The organism is Pseudoalteromonas sp. bablab_jr010 (assembly GCF_016464105.1).
GTDB classification, from domain to species: domain Bacteria; phylum Pseudomonadota; class Gammaproteobacteria; order Enterobacterales; family Alteromonadaceae; genus Pseudoalteromonas; species Pseudoalteromonas simplex.
Genome location: NZ_JACDWV010000019.1, coordinates 1 through 508 on the forward strand (window position 1 = coordinate 1; position 508 = coordinate 508).

Consider the following 508-nt stretch of genomic DNA (forward strand, 5'->3'; position numbering starts at 1 on the left):
ACCCTGCCTTATCTATAGCCACTTCACCGTAATAAATTCTATTTTCTGATTTATCGAGCCATTCAACCGCCACTTTTTCAGGGAACTTTTGGTCGTACAAACTGACTGTACCACCAGCCTCAGCATAACAACACTCAATTGCTCCTGATGGTATGCCCCATGTATTATCAAATACCACTGAGCGCCCCCAAATAGCATTCCCATTCTCAGTGCCTACGCCTGCAACCATGTAATCTATTTTTCCCGTTGACGAGCAACCTACCAGTAACAAAGCACATGCAATTGAGATGAGTGGTTTTATAAACTTGTCCATAGTCGGTTTTTATTTATTCTCACGCCATTGCGCTTGCCCTGAGCCAAGTTCATGTAATACACGACCAACCCTATTCATTTCTGAGCTTGTATTTGATAACCAAACCTTAATCTCGCCAGTTGCTCCCATACCAATAATCAAGTAGGGGGTTATATTTGTTTCTATCTCTCCTGTGCCTGTCTCTTATACACATCT

The 508-nt window shown here is 42.3% G+C and carries 1 pseudogene; it reads right to left on the reverse strand.

The window, feature by feature from the left end:
- Nucleotides 1–313, reverse strand: a pseudogene (locus tag JIG37_RS00305) (DUF2931 domain-containing protein); the annotation flags it as partial.
- Nucleotides 314–508: the final 195 nt, after the last annotated feature.